We start from the raw sequence: 22,745 nt of genomic DNA, 5'->3' as shown, positions 1-22,745 counted from the left end.
CCTGGGAGAGTCCGACGCACGCCGGTCAGCGGGCTGGCGCCCGACCCACTCAAGGCTTGGGTCAAGACTTGGGCGTGGATCGCTCGATGATCGCGGAAACGTCGACACGGCGGTCGAGGGTGCCGAAGACGGTGCCCCACTCCCGAGCGAGCCGTGAGCCGGTGAACGCGTCCGCGACGGCGGGATGACCGAACTTGACCAGCAGCGTGCCCTGCAGGGCCAGGGCCAGGTCCCCGACGACGGACCGGGCACGGAACTCGAGGGCGTCGAGGTCACCGAGCTGCGTCTTGAGCTGCGCGACGAACGCGTCGAGGCGCTGATCGGTGCCCGCGACGGAGTCGAACTCCTCGAACAGCGCCGTGAGGCTGTTCGGTTCCTTCGCGATGGCGCGCAGGGCGTCGAGTGCGGCGACGTTGCCGCTGCCCTCCCAGATGCTCGGCAGCGGTGACTCGCGAAACAGACGCGGCATCCCCGACTCCTCGACGTAGCCGTTGCCGCCGAAGCATTCGAGTGCCTCCGCGACGTGTGCGGGACCCCGCTTGCACACGTAGTACTTCGACACCGACAGCCCGATCCGGCGCAGCAGCGCGGCGCGTTCGTCGCCGGCGTGCGCTGCGTCGGTGAGCGACGCCAGCCACAGGCCCACGGTCGTCGACGATTCCGCTTCGACCGCGAGATCGGCGAGGACGTTGCGCATGAGCGGCTGGTCGATGAGCGTCTTGCCGAACGCGGATCGCCGGCCGACGTGATGAGCCGCGAGCGCGACGCCGTGGCGCATCATCGTCGCCGACGCGAGGGTGCAGTCCAGCCTTGTGCCGTTGACCATTTCGATGATGGTCCGCACACCGCGACCCTCGTCGCCCAACCGCCAACCGACGGCGTTCTCGTATTCGATCTCGCTGCTCGCGTTGGACCTGTTGCCGAGCTTGTCCTTGAGGCGCTGCAACCGAATCGGGTTCAGTGTGCCGTCCGGGAGTACCCGGGGAAGCACGAAGCAGGTGATGCCCCCCGGTGCGACGGCGAGGGTCAGCAGGATGTCGGACATCGGCGCGGAGGTGAACCATTTGTGGCCGACGATCCGGTAGGTGCCGTCCGCCTGCTCTGTCGCGGTGGTGGTGTTCGCGCGGACGTCGGAGCCACCCTGCTTCTCCGTCATCGACATTCCCGCGATGATCCCGGCCTTCGTGGTCGGGATTGCGAGCTCGGGATCGTACGCATGGGAAGCCAGCAGTGGCACATACAGTTCCGCGAGTTCGGCGTCGGCGCGCAGCGCGGGAACGGCGGCATAGGTCATGGACACGGGGCACCCGTGTCCGGCGTCGGTCACCTGCCACGCACTGAACTTCGCGGCGCGGATGAGGTGGCTCTGCGGGCGCGGATCGGTCCACGCGGAGGCATGCAGTCCGAAATCGACGGCCCGGCGCATCAGTTCGTGGTAGGCGGGGTCGTAGACGACGCGGTCGATGCGGTGCCCGAACCGGTCGTGGGTCTGGAGAATCGGTGGGTGTTGCTCGGCGAGGTCGCCGAGCTGCTGTGCCTGCGCGGTGCCTGCCGCGCGGCCGACCTCGTGGACCTCGCCGAGCGCGTCCTCCGCACCTGCCCGGATCAGGGCTTCGTCGAAGACGGGGTGGGATGCGGCGTCGTAGTCGACGAGCGGGGTCGACTGGTTGAGAACGTCGTGAGTTTTCATCGGGGAGTACTCCCTTCGGTCCGTTCGCTGTCGCGGACGGCGGAGAGGTGGGTCGCGGTGAGGTTGTTGCGGTAGTCGTCGTACGCCCAGCGCAGTTCGTCGCCCGGCCACCGCTCGGGCAGCAGTTCGTCGGGGAGCGCGGGGTCGGTGCGCAGGTGTCGGACTGCGGCGGCGGCCGCGGCCAGGTGCTCGATCGGTTCGTGCTGGGATGACAGGAAGTCCAGAAGTAGGCGCGCTTCGGCTGCCCAGGTGTCGAGGTCCCACAGTCGCCGGCTCAGGTGGCGGTCGTCGGTGGGGATCGTCGCGAAGGTCTCGAGTTCGTCGAACTCGGTCAGGTCGAGGTCCGCGATGTTGTCGGGCCGCAGCCACACACCCTCGCGAAGTTCGGAAAGTCGTGCATTCGTGAGGGATTCACGCAAGGACGCGCGTGCGTCGGCGTCGCGTCCGCGGCCGGTGACGACGGCCATGCGCCACATGCCGTCGTACGGGCGGCGCCGGATCGCGATGCGGCGGTCGGTGGCGACCTGGCGGTCGAGGTGACGTCCGGCCAGGACGTAGGCGCCGTCCTCGGCCACGAGGTCGCCCGCGGCTGTCATGCGGGACAACGCAACCCGCATGGTCGACGCGGCGATTCCGAACGAGGTGCCCAGGGACACCAGATCGCGTGCCGTCAGCTTCGGGGGGTGTGAACCCAACATGATGCTGAGGGCGACGGACCGGGCGCTGAGGGCGGGCATGAGTTGGTCGAGTGTGCGCATGGAGACCTCCCGGACTCCACGTTACATACCTCGTTACATACTCTCAACAGTTGTGGGAAGAGTGTAATAGTCCTGTCGTGCGCTGCAGCCTGTGTTCGTCTACGAGCTGAGTGCGTCCTGCCTGCGAGAACGACGGCGGTGAACCAGCTCCACGCCGACGCCGATCGCCACTACAACCTGTCCCAGCATCAACGACGCGGGCAACGCGAGTAGCTCCCAGCCGGTCGTGGGAAACTTGAATGCCCACACCAGGATGGCCCCGGCCAGGGCCAGGGTCGCCAGTTGGCCGAGGAGTGTCACCAGCGCCGGGATCCACGCACCATCGGTGCGCCGAGCGAGAGCGAACGGGCCGGCGACCACCGCGACACACGCGGCAGCCAAGCCGATCGGCGTCGGAAGCACGACCATCCACTCGAACAGCGGACCCGGCTCGAACTCGCCCGACAGCAAGAGCCCAGGCAGCACGAACAGCCAGGTCGAGAGGGCACACAGCACCGAGACCACAGACGCGCCGAGAAGAATCGTCATCGCAGCAACCTATAGGGGATCACTGCGGGTTCTCCGCCGCTGTGCACCGGTGGATGCCGGAGTCGGCGGGGGAAGAGCCGGAGGCGTCAGTGCGCCGCGGCGTCCTTCTTCTTCCGCTTCGGCACGAAGTGCATGATCAGGACGACGAGCGCGCCGAGGACGAGACCGACCAGCGCGGACGTCACGGTCCCCGCGGTCCACGACAGGAAGCCGCCGAAGCCGCCGCTGACGAGTTCGCCCGCCCAGTGCTCGATGTCGTGGAGGATGTCAGCGGGCCAGTGGAATCCGGCCTCGCCGACGTTGACGAGCAGGATGTGGCCGCCGACCCACAGCATCGCGGCGATACCCACCACGGTGAGGAAGGACATCACCTTCGGCATCGCGCCGACGAGGCCGCGGCCGATCTTCTGGCTGAACGTCGAGTCGCGCTGGGCGAGGGCGAGGCCCACATCGTCCATCTTCACGATCAGCGCGACCACGCCGTACACCAGCGCGGTGATGAGGAACGCGACGACGATGAGCACCAGCAGCCGGGTGAGGAAGGGCTCGTCCTCGACCGACGCCAAGGAGATGACCATGATCTCGGCGGAGAGGATCAGGTCGGTGCGGATCGCGCCGCTGACCATCGACTTCTCGAACTCGGGTCCGCGTTCGGCGGCGGGCTCGTCGTCGTGGGCGTCGTGGTGGCCGCCACCGAGTGCCTCGTAGACCTTCTCCGCACCCTCGTAGCAGAGGAACAGGCCACCGGCGATCAGCAGGTACGGCAGCGCACCCGGCAGGAACTGGCTCAGGATCATCGCCACCGGCAGGATGATCAGCAGTTTGTTGCGGATCGACCCGATGGCGATCTTCCGGATGATCGGCAGTTCGCGGTCCGGGGAGAATCCGTGAACGTAACGCGGGGTGACGGCGGTGTCGTCGACGACCACACCTGCGGCCTTGATACTGGCCTTGCCCGCCGCGGCCCCGATGTCGTCGATGGACGCAGCCGCGACCTTCGCGATCGCAGCAACGTCGTCCAGCAGGGCGACGAGACCACCAGCCACGGGAACCTCCCCAGTTCGGGCATGCGCGACGCGCGGTCGCGTGTCGCCATCGAAACGGTACCGAACCCCTGGTCATCCACAACCGTGGTGGTCACGCGCACAGCGTGCGTCGCATGCCAGATCTTGTCGGGAGGGTGCCCTAGCTTGAGCGGATGGCGATGACGTGGGCACAGGTGCGGGGTCTGAACTACGGCACGATGGGGCGGAATCTTCGCGCCGACATGTGGAGCGACGGCGAGCGCGTGGGGCGGATGTGGTTCGCGCCGCCGACGTCGTGGCGCATCGAGGACGCGGCCGGTGAGGTCACCTACATCGAGAACGACACCGACGAGTACCGGCGGGCCGAGGACGGCGCGATGGTGCACTCCGTCAAGTCCCCGAGCCGGTGGGTCATGGTCACCAACGACAGCCCCTCGCACCTGGCCACGGCGTATTCGCAGTGGCCGTTGGACGACCAGGGGATGCCGCCGCGGCTGACGCAGGCCGGGGAGCCGCAGCCGACCGAGGTCCAGGGGCGGCAGGCGTGGGAAGTGCGATTCACCCACGCCGCGTCCGGTGGCCAGGTGTCGTACGCGGTCGACGCGGAACACGGTGTGGCACTGTCGTGTTCGCAGGGATCATCGGTGGTGGAACTTTCCGATCCGGTGCTCGACGAGGAGGTCGACCGGACCCTCTTCACGTGGAGCGGGCCGACCCGCGAGGAAGCGGATCAGTCCGTCTCGCCCGCTCAGCGGGAGTACGAGGCGAAGATGGCGGCGCTCGGGCAGATGCCGCAGCCCCGGGTGACGTGGCTGCCGCTCACCATCGTGGCCCAACCTCAGGACGGTGACCCGCGCACCGGGGCACTGGACCTTCAGGTCAACGGGCAGGTCGGGTATTTCACTCTGCGCCAATGGATCACCGAGATCGGCGAGCCGGAGATCCCGTCCACCTTCACCCAACCCCAGGTCCGTCACCGGGAGGCCGTCGGCCCGTGGACATACGAGATCCGCAGCTACAACGTCATCGAACCCGACGACTGCGCTCGGATCATCGCCTCGATCGTTCCGGCGACGCCACCGTCCGCCGCTCCGGAACAGATCCGCGAGGCGCTCGACCGTGATGCGAGAGACGCCGCAGACGCCGAACTCGACGAGAGCCTGGGGACGGGACGGCGACTCGCCGATTACCTCGGTGCCAACGGCGACGTGTCGCTACTGATCCGCACCGACTTCTCCGACGATGCGGCCTGGCGGACCGTGGCCGCTGCCGCGATGGCTCCCGGTGTCGGCGACGAGTCCGACTTCGCGGCGATCCTGACCTGCGTCAACACCCCCGAGAACGGCGGGCTGGCGATAGCGGACCTGCTCGAGATGGTCGGGGACCGGCCGCCGTACTACGTGTTCATCGCGGACGCCACGACGATGGCCGACCCCGAGCACCCCATCCTCGCCGTCGATACCGGCCCCGAGGAGTTCGGGCACAGTCGTGGCCAGACGGTCCGGGTCATCCCGTCGCAGATGTGGGCGATCGAGAACAACCTGTCCATCTCGAACATGGATTTCGAGGATTTCGTGGACGGTGCCGGCACCGACGGCGTCTACCGCGGGTTCGAGTGACCCGGTCAGCCGGTGATCGAACCGACGGAGCCCGCTGAACCGGTGCCACCGGGATCGTCCGGACCCGGCTGGGCCGCGGGCTCGCGGATGTACCCCACGATCTGCGACGGGGCGGTGGACGTGCCGCCGAAGTAGAAGCCGGCGTACCACTTTCCGCCGTTCGTGGGGTGGGTCGGGCAGGAGCGCGGGAGCGTGGCCGACTCGTGGACGGCACGGCCACGGATGGTGCCGTCGATGAAGAATCGGTACACCGAGCCGTCGATTTCGATGGAGTACCGCAGGGGTTCCTTCGCGGTGAGGTCGTCGTGGGAGAGCGTGACGAGGGCGCTGTCCGGGTACTGGTGAACGCCGTCCGCGTTGGCGTAGGGAACGACTTCCAGCCGGTGAGGTGACGTGTCGATCCGCCACCTCCAACCGAACATGGCGCCGTTGCGGGCAAGGTCGACGTCACCGCAGTCCGAGAATCCGGGCAGCTTGTTCCAGTCGAACTGGTCCTCGGGTTGGGTGGGGGAGGTGAGGACGTACTCGGACGAGGGGGTCAGGACGAAGTCGTAGGTCCGCGACGCCCCACCAGAGCCGATCCATCCCGCCAGCGGACCGGCGACTCCTGCGGGGCTGCCGACGATCGCACCGTGTTTCCCCTGATCGATGGTGTAACTCGACCAGCCGGGAGGCGTATCGGGGTCCTGGAACCCACTCAGCGCGGCGGCGACAGCGATCACGGACGTCGCGACACCGAGCCTTCGGACGACAGTGTGCATGCGAAACCTCCGGATTGGTTGCCAGATGTTTGCACAGCTCCCGTGGTCCGAGTGGCGTTTCCGCGAACATCCACTGTTCGGCCGACAGTCACCGATTGACGCCGGGCACCGGTATCTGCGCGCCGGTGACGGCGGCGGACGCATCGCTGAACAGATAGGCGATGACCCGTGCGATGTCCGACGGGTCCACCCAGTTCTTGCGCGTCGAATCAGGTTGGGACTCACGGTTTCCCGGAGTGTCGATCACGGAGGGGAGGAGTGCGTTGACGCGAATCCCGGCGTCGGCGTACTCGACCGCGAGAGCACTGACGAGCGCCCACACCGCCGCCTTCGACGTGATGTACGCGCTGGCCCCGGAGAACGGCGCGAACGCCGCCTTCGTCGACACCGCGACGACGGATCCACCCCCGGCGTCGATCAGGTAGGGGAGTGCCGCCTGCGTGGTCAGGTACAGGGGGCGCAGGTTCAGGCGCATGAGCTTGTCGAACTCGTCGATCGGCGTCTCGTGAACCTTGCCGCCCATCGCGAATCCGCCGACGAGGTTCGCGACGCCGCCCAGCGGGGCGTCGGGGTTTCCGCCTGCGATCTTCGCGACCTCGGCGACGCTGTCGGGGTCGAACAGGTCGGCATGGACGAGTTCGAGGCGCGGGTGCGGCGCGAGTCGCGAGAGTTCGGCTTCCGTGATCCACGGAACGACCACTCGCCACCCGTCGTCCAGCAACTGTGCCGTCACGGCCGTTCCGAGTCCGCCGGTCCCGCCGGTCACCAGCGCTGTCTTGGTCACCCGTCCTGTCTACACCCTCGGCCCGGAACGTGGCGGGATGACAAGTTGTATCCCGAGCCTGGCCACTGGCCGACCCGCCTGTGAACTCTCCGGGCGGCGCAGCCGTCGTCGTCACCGAGGACCGACCGTCGGGCGAAACGGCCCGGCCACGGGGGCTGTCCTCGGTATGGTTCGGGCCGTGACGACCACGGACACGCTCACTCAGCGGGTATTGCTCGAAGCCATCGAGGGCGGTGGCATCGCCCACTGGGCGCGTGTGGAGGAGTGGGACGGCGAGCGCAGCGCCACCATCGTCGAATCGGGTGGGGTGCGGCATTCGTTCGACCTGGATGCCGCGAGCGCCGCGGTCGCCGACTATCTCGCCAGGAATCCGGACTTCGATCCGGGTGACGTCGACGCCGATCTCGCCGACGAGATCGTGCAGATGTCCCTGTTCGGGAGCATCGTCTACCGCTGACGCCCCCCCAGTCCCGCACCGTCCGAAATTGATTGTCGGTCGGTGTCGATCCGCCCGCTTTCCGTTCGACGTGGTGAGTGAGAGGGTCGGAACGCGACCCCGGACGAAGGAGCGAACCATGAAGTACATGCTGATCATGCGCGCGACCGACGAGGCGATCGAGGAATCGAAGAACGTGCCGTTCGAGCAGATCATCGAGGACATGGGCCGGTACAACGAGTCCATGATGAAGGCCGGTGTCCTCGTCGGCGGTGACGGCCTGACGGACCCGGAGGAGGGTTTCGTCGTCGATTTCTCGAGTGACACGCCGCTCGTGACGGACGGCCCGTACGGGGAGACGAAGGAACTGTTCAACGGTTTCTGGCTCCTCGAGGTCTCGTCCAGGGAAGAGGCGGCAGAGTGGGCGAAGCGTGCACCGCTCGGGCCCGGCTCGAAGCTGGAGGTGCGGCGGGTGTCCGGCCCCGAGGACTTCCCCGCCGACAACGAGTGGATTCAGAAGGAAGAGGGCTGGCGAGAAGAACTCGACGCCCGCAAGAGCTGACGTGGTCGACCCGGAGGAGCGCCGCCTGGATTCGGTGGAATCCGCGCGGCGCTCCGTCGCGGCGGTGTGGCGCATCGAATCGGCGCGCATCGTCGCGACGCTGACCCGCGTCGTCGGCGACTTCGGACTCGCCGAGGACCTCGCGCAGGAGGCGCTCGCCGACGCGCTCGCGCAGTGGCCGGAGTCCGGGGTCCCGTCGAATCCGGGGGCGTGGCTGACGTCGGTGGCGAAACGCAAGGCCATCGACGGGTGGCGGCGCCGTGAGCGCTACGACGACCGTCTCACCGCGATCGCCCGTGACCTCGAAGCGGAGGAGCGGCGCGCCGCGGAAGTGCCGGAACTGCCGTGGGATCCGGACCGGATCGACGACGACGTGCTCCGGTTGGTGTTCGTCGCCTGCCATCCGGTGCTGTCCCGGGAGGCGCGGGTGGCGCTGACGTTGCGGGTCGTCGGCGGTTTGTCGAGCGACGAGATCGCGCGGGCCTTCCTGGTGCCGACGTCGACGGTGCAGCAGCGGATCGTGCGGGCCAAGAAGACCCTGGCCGCGGCGAAGGTGCCGTTCGTGGTTCCGGGCCGCGAGGAGTTCACTGACCGTCTCGGCGCGGTCCTCGGCGTGCTGTATCTCGTGTTCAACGAGGGTCACTCGGCGAGCGCGGGTGACGACTGGATGCGTCCCGATCTGAGTCGGGAGGCGTTGCGGCTCGGCCGGATTCTCGCCGAACTGGTGCCCCGCGAGCCGGAGGTGCACGGCCTGGTCGCGTTGATGGAACTGACCGCGGCCCGGTTTCCCGCGCGCATCGACATCGCGGGCGATCCGATCCTGTTGGCGGACCAGGACCGGCGTCGGTGGGATCGCGGCGCCATCGTGCGGGGTCGGTCCGCGCTGGCCCGCGCCGACGACCTCGGACGCGGCCGTGGCGCGTACGCGCTGCAGGCGGCGATCGCCGAATGCCACGACCTGGCACCGTCCGTCGACGACACCGACTGGGATCGCATCGTCCTGTTGTACGAGGCACTGGGTCGCCTCGCGCCGTCCCCGGTCGTCGAACTCAACCGCGCTGCCGCCGTCGCGATGGCCGAGGGTCCTGCCGCGGCCCTGGAGATCGTCGACGGCCTGGTCGCGGGCGGCGCGCTCGCGGGCTACCGGTTCCTGCCCGCGACCCGCGCGGAACTGCTTGTGCGTCTGGGGCGTACCGACGAGGCGCGCGCGGAGTTCGAGGCGGCTGCGCGCCTCACCGGCAACGAACGGGAACGAAGGTTGCTGCTGGAGCGGGCCGCAGATTCATGAATCAGCCCGGATCGGCCCTGATGACCGCAGCGTGAGCGGGACGGTCGCGCCGTCCCTACGGCCACGTCTTTCGGTCCCCAACTCCTCTTCCTCGCCGCCGCCGGACCTGCGAACGGGGCTGCTCGACGCCGCACGTCGGGCCAGTTGTCTGTAACGTCCCGATCGGGTTGTGCGACATGCCCCGTGACGTGACGTGAGTTCGGGGAATGTGTTCGTCCGCTCGTCGTCCGGCATACACGGAGGGGAACGACATGGCACTACGCGGGTTCTTCGCGCGACATCGGATCGTTGCGGCGGTAGCCGCTCCGCTGGCGTTGGGGGTGGCAGCGGCAGGCACTGCGTGGCTTGCGTTCGAGTCACCGACATCCATCGAGACCGAGCTGACGGCGTCGACGACCGAGTGCCACGACATGGTCACCGTGTCGATCGCCGGTCGCAACGACACCCCGCCCGACACCGTGCCGCGCCTGGTCGACGACAAGGGCAACCCGCTGCCCGCGGCGCTGTCGGACGACTACAGCAGCCACTGGGTCGATCCGGTTTCCAACGCGGCTGCCTCGGTGAACAAGCTGAAGCCGGGCTCGTACGCCAACCTCTACGTTGCGTACCCCGCGAACATGGACAGCTACGAGGAAGCGGTCGCGCAGGGCGTCGAGAACACCCAGACGGTGATGCGCGAGATCCGCCAGTCGTGCCCGAACACTCGATTCTCGGTCGTCGGCTACAGCGAGGGCGCCGACGTCGCGCGCCGCGTCGCGATGAACATCGGTCACCAGGACGGCGCCGAAGGGTATGACATCGTCGACCCCACGAATGTCGTCGGAGTGGTCATCTTCGCCGACGCCGGACGCTCGTTCGAGCAGGGTCCGTTCCCCGGCGCGAAGAACCCGTACACCAACCCCGACGGCTTCGGCACCGCCTACCAGAAGGGTGAGAACACCGCCGGCGGCGCGGGCGCCGTCACCGGCACCGGAGGCTCCGACTTCGGCGCTCTCGGGGGCAAGGTCGCCGCGTTCTGCTCCGACGGCGACCTGACCTGCGCGATACCGGAGAACATCTCCCTGCTGCAGCTGGCCGTGAACGTCGGCCGCCAACTCGACATCGACTCGCTCGAGAAGGGCGGCCTCACGCCGGAGAACGGGATCGGAGTCGCGACCGTCATCGGGAAGGTCGCGTACGACGCCTTCGCGGTCATCTCGTCGCAGCCGAACTGGATGCAGAGTGACCAGACGTTCCTCGACGTGCTGCTGACGGTGTCGGACCCGGCGTACAAGCCGACCGAGCCGGACGGGGCGCTGCCCGTGAAGCCGGTCGCCGACACCATCGACGCCAAGCAGATGTCCCCGCTGGCTTACCTCCCGGAGAAGCTGTTCAAGGAGGTCGTCAACCTCATCGTGACGAACCAGAACACCATCCCGGTCGTGATGAGCGATCCCTACCAGCTGACACTCGGACCCGACGTCGGACACCACTTCGACTACTGGCGTGACACGGCGGATGGCAAGCCGTTGTCCTCGGCGGAGTACGCGGCGGCGTGGCTTACCCAGCTGGCCGAGGATGCGCGTGCAGGCAAGCCGCTGCCCACCACCACGACCACGGCGCCTCCCACCACGACGACGAAGGCCGGCGCCACATCGGTGACGACCACCAGCGGAGCGAAGGCGGCGGCCGCGGTGTCGAGTGCCCCGTCCACGACGGTGCCGGTGCCGTCGTCCACCGAGCCGTTGTCGCCTGCGGCAGTTACGCCGACGGTGCCGGTGCCTACCGAGACGGTCACCGCGCCGGTGACCACCGCGGAGTTGCCCGCAACCGCGGAGTCGCCCGCCACCGCGACGGGAACGGCGTCGACCACAACGTCGGTCACCCCGACGCCGGTGCCCTGACGTTGGTCTCGTATCCCGGATGAGCGCGGCACCCATACCGGCGACACCGCCGGTATGGGTGCTATGTCCGGTTCGTTCGTGAGCTTGCCCTCAGCGGCCGCTCTGGATGCGGTCGACTGTCGGCTGTTTCGTTAGCGTCGGCACTCGTGCCGGAGCGCGGAACCAATGGAGTCGAGACCCTGCCGATCCCGGTTCCGGCGTCGGCATGGTCGGCTCTGCTGTCGGCGCCCAGCCAGGGCAGGAAGTGGCCCGGAGTCGCACGCGCCGCGGCCACCGTCGCCCTGCCGGGACTGGGCGGACTCGCCTTCGGTTCGGGCTCGGTCAGCGCCGTCGCCACACTGGGCGCATTCGCCGTCGTCTACGGCGAAGGCCGCCCGTATCGGGTGCGGTGGCGGATCGTCGCCCTGGTCGGGGTCGCTCTCGTCCTTCTCGCCGGCATCGGTGCCGCGGTGGGCGGTCTCGTGCATGCCCGCGAGGCATCGCCGAGTTGGTGGTTGCTGATGGTCGGGGTGATGACGGTCGTCGTCGCTGTCGGTGCCTACGTCGTCGATGCCCTGCGCACCGGACCACCCGGAGCTTTCCTGCCACTGCTGTGCGTCGTGATCGCCTCCACCCTGCCTGCCGCAGGCGTCCCGGTGGCGTCGGTGCTCGGATGGACGGCCCTCGGGGCCGCGTCGGCACTCGTGGTAGCCATGTCGGGATTCCCGTTCCGGCCGCGCACCCCTGAACGTGCCGCGGTCGGGTCCGCGGTCCGCGACGTCGAGGCGATGCTCGCGGAGAACACCCCGAACCGGCGCCGGGATGCCGTTCGGTCCCTGCACGGCGCATGGCAGTGCCTGCACGACGCCGGGTTGGTCAAGCCGGTCGCGGTTGGGCCGCCGCACGCCTTGGCGCAGATGCTGTACGCCGCACATCTGCGGTGCGCGGCGGCACTCCACGGCGTCCCGCACGCCGCCGCGTCCCTCGAGGACGATCTGCACGCTCAGGTGCCACTGCCTCGTCCGCCGGTGCGTCATCTGCTCGCGCGGGCCTGGCACCCGCACGGACGCACCACCACGATCCTGGTGCGGCTGCTCGTCGCCTGCCCGGCCGCAGGCGTGCTGGCCCTGGTGTTAGACACGGGCCGCCCCGACTGGGCGGTCATCACCAGCGCGATGATCCTGCACCAGGGACCCGACCGGGTGGTGGGCACGCACCGCGCCGTCCATCGGTTCGTCGGGACCGTCATCGGTCTCGTGCTGCTCTTCGCCCTGTCGTTCCTCGAGCTCCGGGGTCTGCTGCTGGTGCTGGTTCTCGCCGTGCTGATGGCCGCGATCGAAGCGTTCCTGGTGCGGCACTACGGGATCGCGATGGCCGCGATCACCCCACTCGCGATGATCCTCGGCAGCACGGGCCTGCCGGGTGAACTCGGCCCCGCGATCCGGGACCGGATGATCGAGACGGTCATCGGGGTCGGCGTCGCGCTCGTGGTGATGTGGTGGGTGCTTCCTCGTTCTCACCGCCGGATCCTCGTCGCCGCCGACGAGCGGGTTGCGGCCACCGTCGCGAACCTGTCCACGGAAACCGGGGATCGCGAGCGGCGCCTGCTGCGGCGTGACCTCGCATTCGATCTGCACGCCTCCACTGCAGCCGCGATCGGTGCCGCACACACCGAACCCCGGTGGACCGCCGACCGGTGGACCGAGCATCGCGCGCTGCACGAGAAGGGCTACCGGCTGCTCGCCACCCCCGTCGGTACCGACTGATCCAACGCCGTCGGTACCGACTGATCCAACGCCGTCGGCACCGACTGATACCCGTTGGTGATGGTTTCCCGGCCGCGGTCGTGGTTACGTGGACGGCAGTCGATGTCGGGAGACGCCATGATCGTGTCGAAGAAGCGACGCGTCGGTGCCGGTCTGGGGGCCGCAGCCCTCGCGCTCGCGCTGATGACGGCCTGTAGTTCGTCCGACGATTCACAGACACCGTCGGAGCCCGAAGCGCCGATGACCGAGCACGACATGCACGCGACCACCGACGAGTCCACCCCGACGCCGGGCGCGTCGGCCGATCCGGCGACGACGATCACCATCCGGAACTTCGCGTTCGGGCTCCCGGGCAGCGTGTCGCCGGGCGAGACGCTGACCGTCGTCAACGAGGACTCGGCCGAACACTCCGTCACAGCGGACAGCGAGGACCTGTTCGACGTGGACATCGAGGCGGGCGCCACCGGAACCGTCACCGTGCCCGACGAGCCCGGCACGTACTCGTTCCACTGCGTGTACCACCCCGAGATGACCGGGGTGCTGACCGTCGAATAGGCGCGCACGTCTCGCCGCCGCGCCGGTGGAGTCCGCTCAACTCACGCACTTTCCCGCAATGCCTGGACACCCGTCTGTATGCGTGTCTAGGCTTTCCCGCACAAGTGACGGGACGACGAGAGACAGGTGTGCGGTGAAAACCAAAGGCGCGTTGATCTGGGAGTTCAATCAGCCGTGGTCCATCGAGGAGATCGAGATCGGTGACCCGCGAAAAGACGAGGTCAAGGTCCAGATGGAAGCGTCGGGCATGTGCCATTCCGACCACCATCTGGTCACCGGCGGCATCCCGATGGCCGGATTCCCCGTCCTCGGTGGCCATGAGGGCGCGGGCATCGTCACCGAGGTCGGTCCCGGGGTCGAGGACATCGAGGTCGGCGACCACGTCGTCATGTCCTTCATCCCGTCGTGCGGCAAGTGTCCGTCCTGTCAGGCCGGCCTGCGCAACCTCTGCGACCTGGGCGCCCACCTGCTCGGTGGCGCATCGGTCAGCGACGGTTCGTTCCGCATCCAGGCGGGCGGGCAGAACGTCTACCCGATGACGCTGCTCGGCACGTTCTCGCCCTACATGGTCGTCCACAAGAGTTCCGTGGTGAAGATCGACAAGTCGATCCCGTTCGAGGTCGCCTGCCTGGTCGGCTGCGGCGTCACGACCGGCTACGGGTCCGCAACGCACACCGCGCAGATCAAGCCGGGCGAGGACGCCACCATCGTCGGCCTCGGCGGTGTCGGAATCTCGGCGCTGCAGGGCGCCGTCAACTCCGGTGCGCGCTACATCTTCGCCATCGACCCCGTCGAGTGGAAGCGGGAGCAGGCGCTGAAATTCGGTGCCACCCATGCGTTCGCGAGTGTCGAGGAAGCAGCCGGGGCCATCGCCGAGATCACCGCGGGTGGCATGTCGAAGAAGACCATCGTGACCGTCGGCGAGGTGCACGGCGAGGACGTCGACCTGTGGATGGGCATCACCTCCAAGGCGGGCACCGTCGTGCTCACCGCGATGGGCAGCCTCATGGACAACCAGGTGACGCTGAACCTGTCGATGCTCACCCTGCTCCAGAAGAACCTGCAGGGCAGCATCTTCGGCGGCGCGAACCCGCACTACGACATCCCGCAGCTGCTGTCGATGTACAAGGTCGGCAAACTCAACCTCGACGACATGGTCACCCGGCAGTACCGCCTCGAACAGATCAACGACGGCTACCGGGACATGTTGGAGGGACGCAATATTCGCGGCGTCATCCGCTACACCGACGCCGACCGCTGATCTGCACCCCGGCGCCGGGCCCACCCCGGCGCCGGGTCAGTCGTTGCGGTTCTCCAGTTCGCGAATCCGCTGTGCGGCCTGCTCGAGCCGCTCGCGGCGCGCCTTCTCGTCCGACTTCTTGAGTCGCTCGTAGGTCTTCTCGTCGTCGTCGCTGTACTTGAGGATCATTCGCGGGACGCTGAGGGTGACGACCAGCGACGGCCACACGATCCACGCGTAGTCCCAGTCGACGACGAGCTGCAGCACCAGGAACGTCACCAGGGTGACGCCGACGATGAGCCAGTCGATCGATTCGACCAGGTTGCCGCGGGAGCGCAGGGACAGCAGTTCCGCCTCGGGTGTGATGGGCGAGGCGACGGTGTTGCCGTCGCGCACCGCCGGTGCGGCACCGTCCGACACCTTCCGCACGTAGCCGTCGACCTGTTCGAGGGGAAGCCCACCGGGCAGCCCCAGGAAGGGTTCGCGGATCGCGCCGAGCGTCCGTGCCGCCGCGACCGTGCCGGACCGCTCGTAGAACTCGGCACTGTCCAGCCTGCCCGCGGCGAAGTGGTCGCCGAGAACGTTCAGTGCGTGCAGTCGCTCGTCGTCGCTGAGCAGCAGGTCGTTGTGGTCACCCTGGCCGGGCATCGGATCAGCTCCCCGTCATGTAGTCACAGGGTGCCGATTCTAGGTGCCGCGCGGTTCTAGCGCACCGAGGACACCGCCGAGCGGCACAGCACTTCGAGCTCGTCGACGACGGCGTCGAGCGGCGCGGAACTCTCTTGCGCCTGAGCGAGAATCAGTGCGCCTTCGAGCGCGGACACGATCAGGGTCGCGATCGAGCCTGCGCGCTCGTCGGGTACGCCCTCGCCCGTGAGTTTCGTGGTGAGAAGGGTGCACCAGGAGTCGAAGGACGCTCCGGCGATGACGCGTGCGCCGCGTTCGGTGCCGAGTGCCGCGGCCGCGATCGGGCAGCCCTGTTCGTAGCGGCTCTCCTCGAGGCCGGTGCGCCAGATATCGACGAGGGCACGCAGCGCACCGACCGTGTCCGAGGTGTCGAGGATGCGTTCGATGCCGGTGCCGACCCACTTCGACGCCGAGACGGTGGCCTCCTCGACGAGCTGGGTCTTGCCGCCGGGAAAGTGGTGGTAGATGGATCCGCGGGGGGCGCCGCTGCGGGCAAGGACGTCGGCGAAGGACGTCGCCGCGACTCCGCGCTCGCGCATCAGGGAGATGGCGCCGTCGATCATCGCCGCCCGTGGTCCGGGGGTGGAGTCCTGCCGCCGTGCCATGCTCGCCCTTTCTGCATACTGGTGTTCTATGTAGAGTGTCATACATAGCTGCCGATCGCCAGGAGTTTGCCGTGACCCGCACCGCCACATCCGCGCACCCGCTCGACGTCGCACTCGAACTCGAGCCTCTCGGCGACGGAACCCTCACCGGTCGCACCACCGAGGCCTACGCCAACATGGTCGGCCCGTTCGGTGGCATCACCGCTTCGACCATGCTCACTGCGGCTCTGCGCCACCCGGAACGGCTCGGTGATCCGGTCTCGTTGACGGTCAACTTCGCGGGCCCCGTCGCCGACGGGCCGTTCACGATCGACGCGCGCCCGACGCGCACCAACAACTCGACGCAGCACTGGACGATCGAGATGACGCAGGACGGGGTCGTCGCGACCACCGCGACGGCCGTGTTCGCGCTCCGCCGCGAAACCTGGTCGTCCACCGAGGTGAGCCCGCCGGTCGCGCCGCCCGCCGAGGCGGTCGCCCCCACTCCGGGTCCCGAGTTCATCCGCTGGATGGGCAACTACGACCTGCGGTTCGTCGACGGCGGCATGACCGACATCGACGGCGAGTCCGACGATTCGACGACGACGCTGTGGATTCGCGACAATCCTGCTCGGGCACTGGACTTTTCGTCGCTGACCGCGCTGTGCGACTCCTTCTACCCGCGTGTCTTCCTGCGCCGGGGGCAGATGTGCCCGGCGGGCACCGTCTCGCTCACCATCTACTTCCACGTCGACGCCGACGCGCTGGCCGAGCAGGGTGACGACGCCGTTCTGGCCACGGCCCGCGCCCAGCACTTCGGCCGGAGCTACTTCGACCAGTCCGCGGAACTGTGGGGCCGCGACGGCACCCTGCTCGCCACCAGCCACCAGGTGATGTACTTCAAGGTCTGAGCAGGTCGGGAGCCAGTCGCGGGGGCAGAGTTCCGTGCGGGATGTGCGGCCCCACCGCCACTTTCGCGCCCGACACCCGGCCGCGACCCCAGCCGATGTCGGCGCGGTAGCGCCCCACCTGGTCGTCGGGGACGGCGTCCGTCGCCGACAGCGGTTCGGACAGCGGATGCACGTACAGCGCATCGGTGGGGCAGTACGCCTCGCACATGAAGCAGGTCTGGCAGTCCGACTGTCGGGCGATCACCGGAATCCCGGAGTCGGTGCGGTCGAACACGTTGGTCGGGCACGCGTCGACGCACTTGTCGCAGCCGATGCAGGCGTCCGCGATCAGCTTCTCGATCACGACGCCGCCTGCAGTGCAGCCGAGCGCAGCGGGGCGGGCCGCGTCCACACGTTGTCGAGACCCCCGGTGAGGATGTGGTGGTGCTGCGCCGGATCGAGGTCCGGGTGGTCGTCGCGCTTGCTCATGCCGCGACTTTCGGTGCGCGCCAACGTCGAGTGGTACATCCACCGGCCCACCGCGGTGATCGCGGCAGCCTGACGAGATCGGATCCGGCCTTCCCCGCTCGCGCCTCCGAGACCGAACGATACTGCGGTCCACAGTGATTCGAGTTCGTCGAGCGCCGACTGCACCCGCGGTCCGTCGCGAAGGAAGTTCTTCTCGTACGGAACCAGCTCCTGCTTCGCGGCCGCCACCACGGCAGGAGCATCCAGAGTTGCCCGTCCGGACGGGCGCAGTCCGGCGCCTCCGACCCCGCGCAGCTCGCCCGCCGGGACGCGCCCGGCACGGCGCGCGAACTGCGCGGCACCCGTTCCCGCCCAGCTCCCCGACGACATCGCCCACGCCGCATTGTGGCTGCCGCCGCCGGTGAACCCACCGCAGATACGTTCGCGGGTGGCGGCGTCACCCGCGGCGAACAGGCCGGGGACGTTCGTCGCACACGTGTCGTCCACGACGTCGATGCCGCCGGTGCCGCGGACGGTGCCCTCCGCGAGGAGTGTCACCTCGAACCGGTCCGTGAACGGGTTGATGCCACGACGATCGAAGTGCAGGAAGAAGTTCGGCTGCCCGAGTCGCATCAGGCGTTGTGTCTCGACATCGGCCCGATCGAGCTGCGCGTACACCGGTTCGGACAGCAGGGTCTGCGCGATCAGCGACCGACCCTTCGCCGAGCCGGCGCCGTCGACGACGCGACCGTCTGCGTGGAAGAACGTCGCATAGCCGTAGTAGGCGGTCTTCGTGATCGTCGAGCCGAGCGGCGCGATGCCGTAGGCGTTGGAGAACTCCATGCCGGAGAACGCGGCACCCGCCTCCGCGGCCATCAGGGCGCCGTCACCGGTGTCGACGTTGGTGCCGAGCGCACCGGACAGGAACGCGCAGCCACCGCTCGCGATGACGACAGCGCCCGCGCTCACCAGGTAGTCGCGGTCCTCCTGGCGCTGGTGCCCGGCGGCGCCGCGCACCTGGCCGTCGACGTCGACGAGCAGTTCCAGTGCGGGGGAGTGGTCGAGAATCCGAACGCCTGCGCCCCTGATCCAGGAACGCATCCGGCGCATGTACTCCGGCCCCTGTAGGCCCGTGCGGATCTGCTGCCCGGTATCGGGATCGATGGGGAACGGGTAACGGCCCTCCTCTCCGAGGAGGTTCATGTTCTCGAACGTCTGGTCCAGGACCCGGTCCATCCAGTGATGGTCCGCGAGATGTCCGCCGAGTGCTTCGCGGTCGGCCTTCGCCCGCTCCCTCGCGTCCCGTTCGGGGGCGACGTACCAGACCCCGGTGCCTGCGGGAGCCGTCGAACCGCTGGTGCCGCAGTAGCCCTTGTCGACCAGAACCACGTCCGCGCCCGCCCTCGCGGCCCGCAGCGCCGCCCACGTTCCGGCGGGCCCGCCCCCGATGACGAGGACGTCGGTGTTCAGCTCGATCCGTGCACCCATGTGCCACGCTCCTGTCGACGGACTACCCGGTCACAGGACACGCTTCCGTAGTCGGAGCCGAAAATCGCCGGTTGGAATCAGCGTGAATCGAGGGCGCCTGACGGGTGCAGCGACGGGAGTGTCACAGGGCCCCGAACGCGCGTGAGCCCGGCGTCGCGGGGCGACACCGGGCTCACACGCGGGACGAATCAGGCCAGCTTGGCCAGCAGATCGGCGCGCTGACGGGCGCCGAGACCGGCGACGCGACGCGTCTCGGCGATCCCGACGGACTCCGCGATGTCACGGGCCTTCACCTTGCCGACCTTCGGCAGGGACTCGAGCAGGTAGAGCACCTTCGTCTTGCCGACGAGCTCGTCGGTCTGGGCCTTGTCGAGAACCTCGACAAGCGTCACCTTTCCGGACTTCAGCTCCTCTCGCAGTTCGGCCCGGGCCTTCCGGGACGCGGCCGCCTTCTCGAGGGCGGCGGCGCGCTGTTCGGGGGTCAAGGTGGGCAATGCCATGAGTGTGCCTTTCTCGCGGTTCCCTGGGAGGTGCCCCAGGGTGATCCCGGGTGAGAACCCCAGGCTAGAGCGGTCGCGACCGGGAATCACGGTACCCCCGCCCCGCGTGTCGTCAAGCTCTACGCGCCGCGCCACACGGGCGGACGCTTCTCGAGGAACGCCGTCATGCCCTCCTGCGCGTCGCAGGTCACGGCGTTGGTGGCCATCGTTTCGGCCATGGCGGTGTACGCCTGGTCCTGTGGCAGGTCGATCTGCCGGTAGAACGCCTGCTTGCCGATCTGCAGGGTCAGGGGGCTCGCCGAGGTGATCCGCGCGGCCAATGCTTCGACCTGGGCATTCAGGTCGTCTGGCGCGACGACGAGGTTAACCAGACCCCAGTCCGCGGCGGTGTGGGCGTCGATCGTGTCGCCGGTAAGCAGCATCTGCATGGCCCGCTTCCGTCCGACGGCACGGCTCAGCGCCACCATCGGTGTCGAACAGAAGAGACCGATCCGCACGCCCGGCGTCCCGAACACCGCGTTCTCGGACGCGACGACGAGGTCGCAGGATGCGGCGAGCTGGCAGCCGGCCGCGATCGCCGGACCCTGCACCGCCGCGATCACCGGTTGCGGGATCCGCTGTACGGCGTCCATCATCTCGACGCAGGTGTCGAAGATGGCCCGCTCGTCGTCGAGGGTGCGGTCCACCATCTCGGACAGGTCGTGCCCCGCCGAGAACGCCGGGCCCTCCGCTGCGATCACCATCGCGCGCACCGCCGGATTCATCGACAGCACCGCGAGCGCGTCCGTCACCTGCCGCATCACGCTGCTGGACAGGGGGTTTCGCTGTTTCGGGCGGTTCAGGGTGATGGTCCCGATGCCGGTATCGGCGTCGATCTCGGTCCGGATGTCGTCGTTCACGGGCACACCTCTTCACGCGTCGATGGTCAATCTCGACAGTACGACGCGGGCGCGGCGTGCGATGCCCCTGAACGGGGGGAGGGGTCAGCGGTGCCCAGCCACGCGGATCGCGTCGGTATCAGGCGAATCCGCGCAGCACGCCGTCGACGAGGGCGTCCGCGAAGGCGTCGTCGAGGGCGGACGTGTGGAGCAGCCAGCGTTGGGTCAGGGGGGCGTAGAGCATGTCGATGACGAGGTCCAGGTCGGCGTCGGGGCGCAGTTGACCGGCGTCCTGGGCGCTGCGCAGTCGGGTGCGTATCGCGTGATGTGTGGGCTGCTGCAGCTTCTCCCGATAGAGCGCGGCCAAGGCGGGGTCCGCGATGATCTCGATCATCAAGGCGCGGATCGGGGCGCTGAACGACGGGTCGGCGAATTCGGCTGTGGTGGCCCGCAACACCACTCTCAGGTCCGTGGCCAGGTCGCCGGAGTCCGGCAGTTCGATCCCGGTTCCTTCGGCGCTCTCGCCGGCCGCCAGCAACACGTCGAGGACGACGGCGCCTTTGGATTCCCACCACCGGTAGATGGTCTGCTTGCCGACGCCGGCGCGGGCGGCGATGGATTCGATGGTCAATTTCGCGTAGGGAACCTCGCCGAGCAGGTCGCGGGTGGCGTCGAGGATGGCGACGCGTGAGCGCTCGCGGCGGCGTGTGTGCGTGGGGGATTGGGAGGCCATGACCGAGATCTTAACAAGACGAAACGTCTCGTATTGACAATGTCGTCGAGGTGGTGCATGGTTTCGACCATAAACGAGACGCAACGTCTCGTTCCAGAACTGGAGGAGCGTGTATGCCGAGAACCTGGTTCGTCACCGGCGCCAATCGCGGGCTGGGCCGCGCGTTCACCGTGGCGGCCCTGGCCGCCGGCGACATCGTCGTCGCGACCGCCCGCGACCCGCACGCCATGTCCGATCTCGCCGACGAGCGACTCACGGTGCTGCCACTGGACGTGCGCGACCGCGATCGCGTGTTCGCCACGGTCGACAAGGCCTTCGAGGTCACCGGCCGCATCGACGTGCTCGTCAACAATGCGGGCTATGGCCTTGTCGGCGCGCTCGAGGAGCTGACCGAAGATCGGATCCGCGATCAGATGGACACCAATTTCTATGGCGTCCTGTGGGTCTCGCAAGCCGCGCTTCCGCACCTGCGGGCGCAGGGTTCCGGTCACATCGTGCAGATCTCGACGGTCGGTGCGGTCGGCTCCCTGCCTCTGTTCGGCATGTACAACGCGAGCAAATGGGCGATGGAGGGCTTCAGTGCCTCGCTCGCCGACGAAGTGCGTCCGTTCGGAATCAAGGTCACCCTCGCCCAGATGGGCGGATTCGACACCGACTGGGCAAAGTCGAGCATGAAATTCGCCGAGGGCATCTCGGCGTACTCGCCCGTCCGCGAGGCAGTTCTCGGCATGCGGGACTACCCGGACATGTCGGTCGCGCCGTCGACCGAAACCTCGACCGAGCCCACGGAGCGGGTCGCCGAGAACGAATGGGCGGAACCCGCACCGGAAGTCGCCGCCGCCGGTCTACTGCAGCTGGTGAACGACCCGAACCCACCGCTGCGCAGAATCATCGGTCCGGGCGCGCACCAGATGGTCGCGATGGCCCTCGAAGCCCGCCGTCAGGACTACGTCAGCGACCCCGAGTTCACCTGGCCCGCCGGATCGGCCGACTCATAGGCGGTCGGTACCGGACAATCACGAGCGGTCTCGCTTTCGGATCTCAGGAGGAATCTTGACACGTGAACTCGTCTACACCGGCTTCATGTCCCTGGATGGAGTCGTGGACTCACCGGGCGGCAAGGAGGAGGGGCACCGCAGCGGAGGTTGGGTCATGGACACCGAGTTCGTACCCGAGGCCTTCTCGCTGAAGGGTGAAGAACTCGCGGACACGACCGCGCTGATGTTCGGCCGGCGCAGCTACGAGGCGTTCGCCCCGATCTGGCGTGACTCCGCCGATCACGCCGCATACAAGGATCTCCCGAAGTACGTGGTGTCGACCAGCCTCACCGACGACGCCGTGATCGAGGGCTGGGGTCCGATCACGATCCTGCGGTCCGTCGACGACATCGCCGCCCTGAAGCAGACCGAGGGTGGCGCCATCTTCATCCACGGCAGCGCCGAACTGGCCCGGAGTCTGGCGGACGCCGATCTGATCGACCGGTACAACCTGCTGGTGTTCCCGGTGCTGCTCGGTGAGGGCAAGAGCCTGTTCAGCCGGACCGACCGGGACAAGCAACAGCTGCGCCTGCGCGATTCGGCGACCTACACCAACGGAGTGGCCAAGCTCGTCTACGACGTCGTGCGCTGAGTAGATCGAACGCC

General features: G+C 68.2%; 24 protein-coding genes. 11 read left to right on the top strand and 13 right to left on the bottom strand.

What is annotated here, in order from left to right:
• Positions 1-61 precede the first annotated feature (61 nt).
• The 4 genes from FFS72_RS01705 to FFS72_RS01690 form a co-directional block, all read right to left on the bottom strand.
• The gene (locus FFS72_RS01705) at positions 62-1,690 is read right to left on the bottom strand and encodes an acyl-CoA dehydrogenase family protein (RefSeq protein WP_137872305.1); all 1,629 of its coding nucleotides are present in this window, start codon (positions 1,688-1,690) and stop codon (positions 62-64) included.
• The gene (locus tag FFS72_RS01700; RefSeq protein ID WP_137872304.1) at positions 1,687-2,448 is read right to left on the bottom strand and encodes a PaaX family transcriptional regulator C-terminal domain-containing protein; all 762 of its coding nucleotides are present in this window, start codon (positions 2,446-2,448) and stop codon (positions 1,687-1,689) included. The genes FFS72_RS01705 and FFS72_RS01700 overlap by 4 nt, the downstream gene beginning before the upstream one ends.
• A gap of 99 nt (positions 2,449-2,547) precedes the next feature.
• The gene (locus FFS72_RS01695) at positions 2,548-2,976 is read right to left on the bottom strand and encodes a hypothetical protein (protein WP_137872303.1); all 429 of its coding nucleotides are present in this window, start codon (positions 2,974-2,976) and stop codon (positions 2,548-2,550) included.
• A gap of 86 nt (positions 2,977-3,062) precedes the next feature.
• The gene (locus tag FFS72_RS01690) at positions 3,063-4,022 is read right to left on the bottom strand and encodes a DUF808 domain-containing protein (RefSeq protein WP_137872302.1); all 960 of its coding nucleotides are present in this window, start codon (positions 4,020-4,022) and stop codon (positions 3,063-3,065) included.
• Positions 4,023-4,174: 152 nt separating this feature from the next.
• Here FFS72_RS01690 and FFS72_RS01685 point away from each other — a divergent pair, with 152 nt between their 5' ends.
• Positions 4,175-5,620: a DUF6924 domain-containing protein gene (locus tag FFS72_RS01685; RefSeq protein ID WP_137872301.1), complete on the top strand. Its 1,446-nt coding sequence runs from the start codon at positions 4,175-4,177 to the stop codon at positions 5,618-5,620.
• A 5-nt stretch (positions 5,621-5,625) separates the two neighbouring features.
• Here FFS72_RS01685 and FFS72_RS01680 read toward each other — a convergent pair whose 3' ends face one another.
• Together FFS72_RS01680 and FFS72_RS01675 are read right to left on the bottom strand one after the other, a co-directional pair.
• Complete coding sequence (locus FFS72_RS01680) at positions 5,626-6,381, bottom strand: hypothetical protein (RefSeq protein ID WP_137872300.1); 756 nt, start codon at positions 6,379-6,381, stop codon at positions 5,626-5,628.
• 88 nt (positions 6,382-6,469) lie between these two features.
• Positions 6,470-7,165 carry an SDR family NAD(P)-dependent oxidoreductase gene (locus FFS72_RS01675; RefSeq protein ID WP_137872299.1) on the bottom strand — a complete coding sequence of 232 codons (696 nt, stop codon included), beginning with the start codon at positions 7,163-7,165 and terminating at the stop codon, positions 6,470-6,472.
• A gap of 178 nt (positions 7,166-7,343) precedes the next feature.
• Between FFS72_RS01675 and FFS72_RS01670 the strand changes: the two genes are divergently transcribed.
• The 7 genes from FFS72_RS01670 to FFS72_RS01640 all read left to right on the top strand — a co-directional run bounded on the left by FFS72_RS01670 (position 7,344) and on the right by FFS72_RS01640 (position 14,895).
• A complete protein-coding gene (locus FFS72_RS01670) occupies positions 7,344-7,622 on the top strand; it encodes a hypothetical protein (protein WP_137872298.1) in 279 nt (92 codons plus the stop codon).
• A 118-nt stretch (positions 7,623-7,740) separates the two neighbouring features.
• The gene (locus FFS72_RS01665; RefSeq protein ID WP_137872297.1) at positions 7,741-8,163 is read left to right on the top strand and encodes a YciI family protein; all 423 of its coding nucleotides are present in this window, start codon (positions 7,741-7,743) and stop codon (positions 8,161-8,163) included.
• A 1-nt stretch (position 8,164) separates the two neighbouring features.
• Positions 8,165-9,451 carry an RNA polymerase sigma factor gene (locus tag FFS72_RS01660; RefSeq protein ID WP_137872296.1) on the top strand — a complete coding sequence of 429 codons (1,287 nt, stop codon included), beginning with the start codon at positions 8,165-8,167 and terminating at the stop codon, positions 9,449-9,451.
• Positions 9,452-9,702: 251 nt separating this feature from the next.
• Positions 9,703-11,334 (top strand): cutinase family protein, encoded by a 1,632-nt coding sequence (locus FFS72_RS01655; RefSeq protein ID WP_137872295.1) that lies wholly within the window; start codon positions 9,703-9,705, stop codon positions 11,332-11,334.
• Positions 11,335-11,480: 146 nt separating this feature from the next.
• Positions 11,481-13,079, top strand: coding sequence for an FUSC family protein (locus tag FFS72_RS01650; RefSeq protein WP_171018509.1), 1,599 nt, complete (start codon positions 11,481-11,483; stop codon positions 13,077-13,079).
• A gap of 117 nt (positions 13,080-13,196) precedes the next feature.
• A complete protein-coding gene (locus tag FFS72_RS01645) occupies positions 13,197-13,634 on the top strand; it encodes a cupredoxin domain-containing protein (RefSeq protein ID WP_137872294.1) in 438 nt (145 codons plus the stop codon).
• A gap of 133 nt (positions 13,635-13,767) precedes the next feature.
• A complete protein-coding gene (locus FFS72_RS01640; RefSeq protein ID WP_137872293.1) occupies positions 13,768-14,895 on the top strand; it encodes an NDMA-dependent alcohol dehydrogenase in 1,128 nt (375 codons plus the stop codon).
• 36 nt (positions 14,896-14,931) lie between these two features.
• Here the strand turns inward: FFS72_RS01640 and FFS72_RS01635 are convergent, their stop codons facing one another.
• Both FFS72_RS01635 and FFS72_RS01630 read right to left on the bottom strand, forming a co-directional pair.
• Entirely contained in the window at positions 14,932-15,522 is a 591-nt protein-coding gene (locus tag FFS72_RS01635; protein ID WP_137872292.1) for a DUF1707 SHOCT-like domain-containing protein, read from the bottom strand.
• A gap of 56 nt (positions 15,523-15,578) precedes the next feature.
• The gene (locus tag FFS72_RS01630) at positions 15,579-16,166 is read right to left on the bottom strand and encodes a TetR/AcrR family transcriptional regulator (protein WP_137872291.1); all 588 of its coding nucleotides are present in this window, start codon (positions 16,164-16,166) and stop codon (positions 15,579-15,581) included.
• Positions 16,167-16,237: 71 nt separating this feature from the next.
• Here FFS72_RS01630 and FFS72_RS01625 point away from each other — a divergent pair, with 71 nt between their 5' ends.
• Positions 16,238-17,056 carry an acyl-CoA thioesterase gene (locus FFS72_RS01625; protein WP_137872290.1) on the top strand — a complete coding sequence of 273 codons (819 nt, stop codon included), beginning with the start codon at positions 16,238-16,240 and terminating at the stop codon, positions 17,054-17,056.
• Here FFS72_RS01625 and FFS72_RS01620 read toward each other — a convergent pair.
• From FFS72_RS01620 to FFS72_RS01600, 5 genes are all read right to left on the bottom strand, one after another.
• Entirely contained in the window at positions 17,046-17,399 is a 354-nt protein-coding gene (locus FFS72_RS01620) for a 4Fe-4S dicluster domain-containing protein (RefSeq protein WP_137872289.1), read from the bottom strand. The two genes, FFS72_RS01625 and FFS72_RS01620, sit on opposite strands and share 11 nt — an antisense overlap.
• A complete protein-coding gene (locus tag FFS72_RS01615) occupies positions 17,396-18,991 on the bottom strand; it encodes an FAD-dependent oxidoreductase (protein ID WP_137872288.1) in 1,596 nt (531 codons plus the stop codon). The genes FFS72_RS01620 and FFS72_RS01615 overlap by 4 nt, the downstream gene beginning before the upstream one ends.
• Before the next feature lie 188 nt (positions 18,992-19,179).
• Entirely contained in the window at positions 19,180-19,491 is a 312-nt protein-coding gene (gene mihF, locus FFS72_RS01610) for an integration host factor, actinobacterial type (RefSeq protein ID WP_050064197.1), read from the bottom strand.
• Positions 19,492-19,610: 119 nt separating this feature from the next.
• Entirely contained in the window at positions 19,611-20,390 is a 780-nt protein-coding gene (locus tag FFS72_RS01605; RefSeq protein WP_137872287.1) for an enoyl-CoA hydratase, read from the bottom strand.
• 118 nt (positions 20,391-20,508) lie between these two features.
• Positions 20,509-21,102, bottom strand: a complete 594-nt coding sequence (locus FFS72_RS01600; protein WP_137872286.1) for a TetR/AcrR family transcriptional regulator — start codon at positions 21,100-21,102, stop codon at positions 20,509-20,511.
• Between the two features lie 113 nt (positions 21,103-21,215).
• Between FFS72_RS01600 and FFS72_RS01595 the strand changes: the two genes are divergently transcribed.
• Together FFS72_RS01595 and FFS72_RS01590 are read left to right on the top strand one after the other, a co-directional pair.
• On the top strand, positions 21,216-22,100 hold the full coding sequence (locus tag FFS72_RS01595) for an SDR family NAD(P)-dependent oxidoreductase (protein ID WP_137872285.1): 885 nt from the start codon (positions 21,216-21,218) through the stop codon (positions 22,098-22,100).
• Between the two features lie 55 nt (positions 22,101-22,155).
• Positions 22,156-22,731 carry a dihydrofolate reductase family protein gene (locus FFS72_RS01590; protein ID WP_137872284.1) on the top strand — a complete coding sequence of 192 codons (576 nt, stop codon included), beginning with the start codon at positions 22,156-22,158 and terminating at the stop codon, positions 22,729-22,731.
• Positions 22,732-22,745 lie beyond the last annotated feature (14 nt).

This window comes from Rhodococcus sp. Q (assembly GCF_005503035.1).
Taxonomy (GTDB): domain Bacteria; phylum Actinomycetota; class Actinomycetes; order Mycobacteriales; family Mycobacteriaceae; genus Rhodococcus_G.
Note: the sequence above shows the minus strand (reverse complement) of the source record. Positions and strands in the feature narration are given on the sequence as shown.

What these genes read in the sequence shown, in the direction of transcription:
- FFS72_RS01705 (WP_137872305.1), bottom strand. Translation starts at nt 1,690, where the DNA reads ATGAAAACTCACGACGTTCTCAACCAGTCGACCCCGCTCGTCGACTAC.
- FFS72_RS01700 (WP_137872304.1), bottom strand. Translation starts at nt 2,448, where the DNA reads ATGCGCACACTCGACCAACTCATGCCCGCCCTCAGCGCCCGGTCCGTC.
- FFS72_RS01695 (WP_137872303.1), bottom strand. Translation starts at nt 2,976, where the DNA reads ATGACGATTCTTCTCGGCGCGTCTGTGGTCTCGGTGCTGTGTGCCCTC.
- FFS72_RS01685 (WP_137872301.1), top strand. Translation starts at nt 4,175, where the DNA reads ATGGCGATGACGTGGGCACAGGTGCGGGGTCTGAACTACGGCACGATG.
- FFS72_RS01680 (WP_137872300.1), bottom strand. Translation starts at nt 6,381, where the DNA reads ATGCACACTGTCGTCCGAAGGCTCGGTGTCGCGACGTCCGTGATCGCT.
- FFS72_RS01665 (WP_137872297.1), top strand. Translation starts at nt 7,741, where the DNA reads ATGAAGTACATGCTGATCATGCGCGCGACCGACGAGGCGATCGAGGAA.
- FFS72_RS01655 (WP_137872295.1), top strand. Translation starts at nt 9,703, where the DNA reads ATGGCACTACGCGGGTTCTTCGCGCGACATCGGATCGTTGCGGCGGTA.
- FFS72_RS01645 (WP_137872294.1), top strand. Translation starts at nt 13,197, where the DNA reads ATGATCGTGTCGAAGAAGCGACGCGTCGGTGCCGGTCTGGGGGCCGCA.
- FFS72_RS01635 (WP_137872292.1), bottom strand. Translation starts at nt 15,522, where the DNA reads ATGCCCGGCCAGGGTGACCACAACGACCTGCTGCTCAGCGACGACGAG.
- FFS72_RS01630 (WP_137872291.1), bottom strand. Translation starts at nt 16,166, where the DNA reads ATGGCACGGCGGCAGGACTCCACCCCCGGACCACGGGCGGCGATGATC.
- FFS72_RS01615 (WP_137872288.1), bottom strand. Translation starts at nt 18,991, where the DNA reads ATGGGTGCACGGATCGAGCTGAACACCGACGTCCTCGTCATCGGGGGC.
- mihF (WP_050064197.1), bottom strand. Translation starts at nt 19,491, where the DNA reads ATGGCATTGCCCACCTTGACCCCCGAACAGCGCGCCGCCGCCCTCGAG.
- FFS72_RS01600 (WP_137872286.1), bottom strand. Translation starts at nt 21,102, where the DNA reads ATGGCCTCCCAATCCCCCACGCACACACGCCGCCGCGAGCGCTCACGC.
- FFS72_RS01595 (WP_137872285.1), top strand. Translation starts at nt 21,216, where the DNA reads ATGCCGAGAACCTGGTTCGTCACCGGCGCCAATCGCGGGCTGGGCCGC.